Below are 1,321 nucleotides of genomic sequence, written 5' to 3' on the forward strand. Positions count from 1 at the left end.
TGAACCGCCCCGGGTTTGCCGGAGGCCATTTGGCTTAAGTTAGGCGGCCAGGGGCTGTTCGGCTAGCATGGCATAGTAGGCAGCTTCGGCTTCGGCTGGCGGGATATGGCCTATGGGCTCGAGGAGCCGTCGGTTGTTGAACCAGTCGACCCATTCCAGCGTGGCGAACTCGACGGCCTCGAAGGATCGCCACGGGCCACGGCGATGAATGACTTCGGCCTTGTAGAGGCCGTTGATCGTCTCGGCCAAGGCGTTGTCATAGCTGTCGCCGACGCTGCCGACCGAGGGTTCGATGCCGGCTTCAGCCAGGCGCTCGGTATACTTGATGGACACGTATTGCGACCCGCGATCGGAGTGGTGGATCAGGCCCGCCCGGTGAGCCGGCCGGCGGTCATGAAGCGCCTGCTCGAGGGCGTCGAGCACGAAGCTGGCGTGGGCCGTGCGGCTGGCGCGCCAGCCGACGATCCGCCGGGCGTAGGCGTCGATCACGAAGGCGACGTAGACGAAGCCTGCCCAGGTCGCGACATAGGTGAAGTCTGACAGCCACAGCCGGTCAGGGGCCGGCGCGTGGAACTGGCGGTTCACGTGATCGCGCGGGCACGGCGCGGCCTTGTCGCTGATCGTCGTGCGCACCGGCTTGCCCCGGATCACCCCTCGCAGGCCCATCTGGCGCATCAGCCGCTCCACCGTGCAGCGCGCGAGGGAAATCTCCTCGCGCCGCATCTGCCGCCAGATCTTGCGCACGCCGTAGACGGCGAAGTTCTCGGCGAACACCCGGGCGATCTGCGCCTTCAGCTCCAGGTCCCGGCGCGCCCGCGCCGACAGCCGGGCCGGATCACGCCGCTGAGCCTGGCGCTCGTGGTAGGTGGATGGGGCGATCGGCAGGACCTTGCAGATCGGCTCGACCCCATAAGCCTTCCGGTGATCGTCTATGAAGGCGATCATCGCTTGAACGGGCGGTCGAGCTCCGCCTGGGCAAAATAGGCAGACGCCTTGCGCAGGATCTCATTGGCCTGTCGCAGTTCGCGGTTCTCTCGCTCAAGCGCCTTCACCCGCTCGGCCACGTCGCTCGGGACACCCGCCCGCTTGCCGGAATCGACCTCAGCCTTCTTCACCCACTCATGCAGGGTCTGCGGCACGCAGCCGATCTTCTCGGCGATCGAAACCACGGCCGCCCAGCGCGACGCATGGTCCCGTTCGTGATCCACCACCATCCGGACCGCTCGCTCGCGAACCTCGGGTGAGAACTTGTTCGTCGTCTTGCTTGTCATGGCCTCTTCCTCTCAGGAGTTAAGGCCTCCGGCAAACCCGGGGCGGTTCA

Annotated in this window: 1 protein-coding gene and 1 other annotated feature; the gene reads right to left on the minus strand. The window is 66.3% G+C overall.

Translation table 11 applies throughout. The features are described from left to right. Window positions 1–39: 39 nt before the first annotated feature. A protein-coding gene (locus tag ACP7AZ_RS17760; protein WP_426039975.1) for an IS3 family transposase occupies window positions 40–1,271 on the minus strand; the annotation gives its coding sequence in 2 pieces (ribosomal slippage) (window positions 40–980 and window positions 980–1,271; 1,233 coding nt in all). After that, window positions 871–987: a sequence feature (AL1L pseudoknot), on the minus strand. (Overlaps the previous gene by 117 nt.) Window positions 1,272–1,321 lie beyond the last annotated feature (50 nt).

This window comes from Brevundimonas sp. DC300-4 (assembly GCF_049897365.1).
Classification (GTDB): Bacteria; Pseudomonadota; Alphaproteobacteria; order Caulobacterales; family Caulobacteraceae; genus Brevundimonas.